Below are 6,979 nucleotides of genomic sequence, written 5' to 3' on the forward strand. Positions count from 1 at the left end.
GGTCTTTTTTTGTAGCTGATATTCGAAAAATTAAAATATTTTAAGATTATTTTCATAATATTTTTAATCTTTTCTTCATATAAGGCGATATAAATCAACATTTACCAACAAATAATAATTAAAATTATTGTTGACAAGATTAAAAGTTTGAAATATATTTATGACATCAAATTTGTTAGGAGAAAACATTATGAAAAAGACATACTCTCTAAACATTGTGAATATTCGTTGGCAAAGCCGATAACTCAGACTAATCCGAGATGGATTCAGTCTGAAAAGGATTGAATCCGTGTCGGCTTATTAAACTATGATAATTTTAAAGCCCACATGGAAAAATTTTTAATTTTAGCCATGTGGGTATTTTATTTATTAAGGACAATCCCACTAAATTTTGGGATTGTCTTTTTATTTTAGGGGAATATTACAATGAAAAAATCGAGAAAACTTTACACAACCATCGCTTCACTAGTCGCTTTAGGCGCAATTTTAATCGGGGCTTATTTTTATACTGGACGAGCTGACGCACAAAAACAGGCAGCCATTCCTAAGGTCGGAATATTGCAGTTGATGTCACACCCAGCTTTGGATCAGATCCATCAAGGAATCGATGACACTTTGAAAAAAAATGGCTACATTGATGGCAAAAACATCAAAATTGAATTCCAAAACGCTCAAGGGGATCAAAGTAATCTAAGAACTATCAGCAAAAAATTTGTTCAAGACAATGTCGATGTTTCCGTTGGTATCGCTACTCCAGCCATTCAATCACTGATGAGTGCAACTAAAACTACGCCAATCATCATGGGTGGTATTACTGATCCGGCTGGTTCTGGCTTAGTCAAAACTGAAAAACATCCTGGTGGCAACGTTACTGGTGTTGCTGGTCAGGCACCGATCAAAAGTCAGTTAAAACTGATTCAAACTGTCATTCCTAATCTTAAAACTTTAGGTATCATCTACACTTCCAGTGACACTCCTTCAGCACACCAGATGAAACAAATGAAAAATTACGCTCAAAAAGAAGGTATCGATGTGCAAGTTTCAAGTATTAGTTCTGTCAACGACTTACAACAAGTAGCCACTGCCTTAGCCGGCAAGGTTCAAACGATCTACGTACCAACCGACAATACCGTTGCTTCTGGAATGAAGTTATTATCTTCTATCGCTGCTAAAAAGAACATCGCTGTCTTCCCTGCTGCTACAACAATGGTCAAAGATGGTGGTTTAGCCACTGACGGTATCAGTCAATACGAATTAGGTCAAAAAACTGGCGAACAAGTAGTCAACGTCCTCAAACACCACAAAGACCCTGCAACTACCCCAGTAACCGTCGCTTCAAAAGGTCACTTGATGCTCAATGAAAAAATGGCTAAGAAACTCAACATCACTTTCCCAGATTCATTAGTCAAACAAGCTCAAAAAGATGGTCAAATCTTAAAATAGAGAGTAATGATTCCAAGCACCGGCCTAGCTCCAACCATAAAAATAATCCACATCAACGCATATCTGTTGATGTGGATTATTTACTTTAAGCATATTTACTGTTGCGATTGATCATTATGTTCATCAACTGGCGGATTATTTTTAGTATCTTTGTTAGACATAATCTCAGGTACTTGATTGACAACAATACCATTTTGATAAACTGTCCAATCATTTAGACCACCGTTATTGCCACCAACATCAGTCTTAAATAATCTGATCCAATAGACCATCTGGCCATCGCTTCCTTTGATCGAACAGTCCATCCCCGAACTATTGTCGACCATGTGCGTATAGGCTGTGCCATTCGGAGCTAAGCCATATTGACTCTCCACTAACGTTATTGCTTGATCAGCGTTGACGATCGGTGGTTTGGGTGGAGCTGGTTTTTGCGGCTGTTGAGTCTTCTTAGTTTCATCAGAAGCTTGATCAGATTTTTTTTGAGAATCCTTTTTATCCTTGTCTATTGCTGCTTTTTTCTTTTGCGGTTGCCCCTGATATTCTTTTTGTAAAACTGCTTCCTTCAAATTGGAAGACTCGGATTCATTGGAGTCTTTTTTACAATAGGCCAATTTATAATTGGAATTTTTATAGTAAAACAAACCGACTGCTTTAAAATTGTCATTATCAACGCCGGTGAATAAAAATTTCACTGTCTTAGTACTATTTGACTTGATAGTTATCGTATCATCCTTAGTCGAGTAGACATCAGGACCCTTTTGGTACGCTAAAACGAACTTCGTGCCATCGAACAAAACATCTTCGCTAGTTCGATTGACAACGTGCATATTGATCGATGAAGTGTCGCCACCATCGTAACGTTTGAACGAAAAACTCATTTCATCTTTTTGCGACTGATCTAAATTCGTATAATCAATTGACTTGACGGTATTGTGAACCGTTTTAGTAGGTTGACTGGTGGTAACTTTGGAACAACCAACGACAAACAATAATAATCCCAAAATAGCAACTATTAATCCCCTTTTTCGCATTGTGTTTCCCCCTTAACAACTTGGTATAATAATATACCTTTCTTGGGTAAAATGTGCAAATTAATTCCTTATATACGGAAAAAAGTCTTGTGGAACAACTATATTTTGGTTCTTTTTCAACTTTGATTACATACAATTATTTAGATATATTAATAGGTCATCCAAAAAATCAACTGGACGACCCATTTTAGTAATGTAAAACAAATAAAAACCGTTTAGTCTGGAATGGAATCCCGGCGGATTGTTGGAAGACGGCAGTAAACAACCAAACTTGAAAAAAATAACCCTCAAAAATTGAGAGTTACTTTTCTTTTTCAGTATTTTCAGTTGTGTCTTCTTCTTCTGGTTCTTCTTGAACTAATGGCAATTCAATCTTAAAGACTGTTCCGGATCCTACGACACTTTCAACTTCCAAACTGCCGTGATAGATCTCGATCAAACGTTTAGCGATAGAAAGGCCTAAACCATTCCCTCCACGCTTTCTAGAACGAGCCTTGTCAACTCTATAAAATCTATTGAAAATGCGTTTCAAGTCGTTTTTAGCGATTCCTAGGCCATAATCTTGCACGACAACTTCCAACAATGCGGAATTAGTCGAAGCAGCCAAATTGATTTCTTTGCGATCAGCTGAATACTTAAAAGCATTATCCAAAAGAATGACTAATACTTGTTCCAAGTGATTGCGGTAGATTTTTACTTTGCTGCCTTCTCTGATATCGTCATCAAAATTGATCACAAAGTCTGGATGCAACATTTTGAAATCATTATAAACTTGCGTAAACAGTGGTTTCACTTCAGTTGTTTGTTCCAAATAAGCGCTGTCGATCTGTTCCACACGGGTCAGATCCAACATTTCTTGAATCAATGACTGCATCCGTTTCAACTCTTGAAGCGATGAATTGATCGAGTCGTTCAAAACTTCTGGGTCATCCTTGCCCCAGCGTTGCAGCATGCTCAAATGACCTTCCAACACTGCCACTGGCGTTCTAAGCTCATGCGAAACATCCTCTACGAATTCCTTTTGTTGGTTCGTATAGGCTTGCATCCTATCCAGCATCTTATTGATATTGACAGTCATGTCATAAATTTCATCATTACGTTTCCGCAGCTTGATTCGCGAATCTGAATCCGGTTTCTTATTCAGATCGTCGATCGTGCGGTTGATTTTTTTCAAATCGTTCAAAACTAAAGTTACAGCATAAAAACTGACTAAGACACCGATAATAAATACTACAATACCACCGATGACTAATTTAGTTGTGAAAGTATTTATTTCGTTAACGGATGCCACGTTTCCAACCGTTCTCATGGCCAATACTCCAACAAAGATATAAGCCAACAAGATCACGATGGAAATCAAAACCGTCCACTTGAATCTAATCGAGATCCTCATCGACGCATCACGTACCCTTTACCACGAACGGTTGAAATGTAGCTTGGTGCACCGGCTCGGTCGATCTTATTTCTAAGATATTTAATATAAACATCGACAACGTTAGTCTCAGTTGATGAACCTGTTCCCCAAACACGTTCTAGTAAGTCATCACGACTCAAGACAGTCCCGACGTTTTCCATCAAAGCACTCAAAAGGTCATATTCACGACGAGTTAAGTCGATAACTTCACCATTGCGCTTCAAGGTTTGTGTTGTCTTGTCGATCACTAAGTTTTTATATTTAAGTACTTGGTCGTTGTTGCGAGTAACATCGATATCAAGGTCGATTCGTCTCAACAAAGCCCGGATTCTAGCAAGCAACTCTTCGATTGCAAAAGGCTTAACGATATAGTCGTCAGCTCCGTGGTCCAATCCTGATACACGGTCAATGATCGAGTCACGGGCTGTCATCATAATAATTGGTGTGTTCTTTTCTTGACGAATACGACGGCAAACTTCGATACCGTTCAACTCGGGCAACATCAAATCAAGTAAGATCAAGTCCCAATCTTCTGATAACGCTGCGTCGAGACCAGTTCTACCATCACGTTCAACAGTCACTTCATAGTTCTCATGTTGAAGTTCGAGTTGAACGAATTTTGCCATATTCTCTTCGTCTTCAATAACAAGTATTTTAGCCATACGTATCTCCTATACATAAAATATTAAATTATCTTTAATTATAGCTTAATCATTAATTCAAATATGTCACGCTTTTGGCAATGCATTAATGATTTTAACATATAGCAAAAATTAAAAGAAGACAAGCTTTAATTTTTATTTTTTTAGAATCTCAAAAAATTGATTATTATTTTTTAAAACTCCAAGCAAATTAACCATATATTAACGTCGATTCTGATTACTTTTTTAAATCAACTACAAGGACCTCCACTTCACACTGACCGTGAAATGGAGGTCCTCTAGGTTAATCCTTAAAAGTTAAAATCAACTGATAATGCACTTAACCGAAATTTCAAAGCGATTATTGTTCTTCGTACCAAGTATAGTGATATGTACCTGGTTTGTCGTTTCTCTCATAAGTGTGAGCACCGAAGTAATCTCTTTGAGCTTGGATCAAGTTAGCTGGCAATGTTTCTGAACGATATTGATCGTAGTAAGAAATAGCAGCCATAAATCCTGAAACAGGAATTCCTGCTTGAACGGCAAAACTGATAACGTCACGAACATCTGATTGATATTCCTTAACGATACCCTTGAAGTAGTCGTCCAATAGTAAGTTGTCTAGTTTTGGATCCTTGTCGTAAGCATCAGTGATGTTTTGTAGGAATTGAGCACGAATGATACAACCAGCACGCCAGATTTGAGCGATCTTACCGTAGTTTAGATCCCAATCATAGTGATCTGAAGCGGCCTTCATTTGAGCAAATCCTTGAGCATAACTGATGATCTTACTGAAGTACAAAGCCTTTCTGATCTTAGCAACTAATTCGTCAACATCTTTGATAACTGGCTTTGTTTCTGGAGCTGGCAAGACCTTGCTTGCTTTGACACGTTCGTCTTTATAAGCAGAAACGTAACGTGAGTAAACTGATTCTGTGATCAATGATTGTGGAACACCAAGTTCTAGGGCACTTTGTGAACTCCACTTACCAGTACCTTTGTTACCGGCCTTGTCCATGATCTTGTTGACGATGTAGTCATCTGTGCCTTCGTCGTCTTTTCTTGTCAAAATTTGTGAAGTGATATCAATCAAGTAACTTGAAAGTTCACCCTTGTTCCAGTCTTGGAATACTTCAGCAATCTTGTTAACGTCATTGTTGAACAAGTGCTTCAACAAGTTGTAACTTTCGGAAATAAGTTCCATATCGCCATATTCGATACCATTGTGGACCATCTTTACATAGTGACCGGCACCATTTGGTCCGATATATGTAACACATGGAGCACCGTCTTCGTCAGCTTTAGCTGAAATTTGTTCCAAAATAGGAGCAACTAAGTCATAAGCTTCTTTTTGACCACCGGGCATCAATGAAGGACCTTGCAAAGCACCAAGTTCACCACCGGAAACACCCATACCGATAAAGTTGATACCTGATTTATCGAGGCGTGCATTTCTTTCCATTGTGTCTTCGAAGAATGTGTTACCACCATCGATCAAAACGTCACCTTTGTCTAGTAAAGGCAACAATTGCTTGATAACAGCATCTGTACCTGCACCAGCTTTGACCATCATCATAATACGACGTGGTTTTTCAAGTGAGTCTACAAAATCCTCAATTGTATAACTAGGTACTAATTTCTTTTCTGGATGTTCTTCAACAACTGCTTTTGTCTTTGAACCTGTACGGTTGTAGATAGCAACTTCATATCCACGGCTTTCAATATTTAGGGCAAGATTCTTACCCATGACTGCCATACCAATAACACCAATTTGTGGTTTTGCCATTATAATAATTACCTCCGATTTTTGTTCACAATATCATCTTAACAAAAAAATAAAAAAGGAGTATATAAAAACTACTCCATTTTACGAATATTTTAATTTACGGATAACATCAGACTTTATAACCGTTATTTTTTTCATAGCCATATATCCCTGATATTTTTTATTTAAACCAACTAATTAATCCATATATGATACCGACACAATTCAATGCAATAATGATTTTGTATATAACGATTCTTCTCTCATAACTGTTCATGTCATGCACTCCTAATTTTCATTCATGCTCTTATTTTACCGCCTATGTTACCATATACGAAAGGAAGGAGTTTAACCCCAACCTTTCAATGTTTTAATTAACCACTTGATAGCTGCTACTATCATTTTAATAACGGTTTCACCATTTACAAGAACTGATAAATTTAAGCTAACATAACTGGCTTTCTTTTATATCAGTTCTTTTTTGTTTCTTTAAATCTTCTCTTTTCAAAAGTAGCCGTGGCAACAATGACAACATTCTGTTGGTTTCTAATGAATACCACTTCTGTATCAAAAAGCCTGTTAAATTGTTCCCTAATGAAACTAATAAAAAGGAGCAGTTGAAAAACTACTCTAAAGTGCAACACAAAAGTTAGACAAAATTAAATATTGTTAAGCTGCTAAGGCA

At 37.2% G+C, this 6,979-nt stretch carries 5 protein-coding genes; 1 reads left to right on the forward strand and 4 read right to left on the reverse strand.

All coding sequences use genetic code 11. The features are described 5' to 3' along the window. Positions 1-426 precede the first annotated feature (426 nt). Positions 427-1,443 carry a tryptophan ABC transporter substrate-binding protein gene (gene trpX, locus FD29_RS03110; protein ID WP_057887506.1) on the forward strand — a complete coding sequence of 339 codons (1,017 nt, stop codon included), beginning with the start codon at positions 427-429 and terminating at the stop codon, positions 1,441-1,443. Between the two features lie 95 nt (positions 1,444-1,538). On the opposite strand, the gene FD29_RS03115 is transcribed toward trpX, so the two are convergent. The 4 genes from FD29_RS03115 to gndA all read right to left on the reverse strand — a co-directional run bounded on the left by FD29_RS03115 (position 1,539) and on the right by gndA (position 6,315). After that, positions 1,539-2,474, reverse strand: coding sequence for a hypothetical protein (locus tag FD29_RS03115; protein ID WP_057887507.1), 936 nt, complete (start codon positions 2,472-2,474; stop codon positions 1,539-1,541). A gap of 301 nt (positions 2,475-2,775) precedes the next feature. Continuing rightward, positions 2,776-3,867 carry a sensor histidine kinase gene (locus FD29_RS03120; protein ID WP_057887508.1) on the reverse strand — a complete coding sequence of 364 codons (1,092 nt, stop codon included), beginning with the start codon at positions 3,865-3,867 and terminating at the stop codon, positions 2,776-2,778. Further along, on the reverse strand, positions 3,864-4,550 hold the full coding sequence (locus FD29_RS03125) for a response regulator transcription factor (RefSeq protein ID WP_057867881.1): 687 nt from the start codon (positions 4,548-4,550) through the stop codon (positions 3,864-3,866). The genes FD29_RS03120 and FD29_RS03125 overlap by 4 nt, the downstream gene beginning before the upstream one ends. A gap of 340 nt (positions 4,551-4,890) precedes the next feature. Next, positions 4,891-6,315: an NADP-dependent phosphogluconate dehydrogenase gene (gene gndA / locus FD29_RS03130; RefSeq protein ID WP_057887509.1), complete on the reverse strand. Its 1,425-nt coding sequence runs from the start codon at positions 6,313-6,315 to the stop codon at positions 4,891-4,893. Positions 6,316-6,979 lie beyond the last annotated feature (664 nt).

The organism is Companilactobacillus mindensis DSM 14500, assembly GCF_001434275.1.
GTDB lineage: Bacteria > Bacillota > Bacilli > Lactobacillales > Lactobacillaceae > Companilactobacillus > Companilactobacillus mindensis.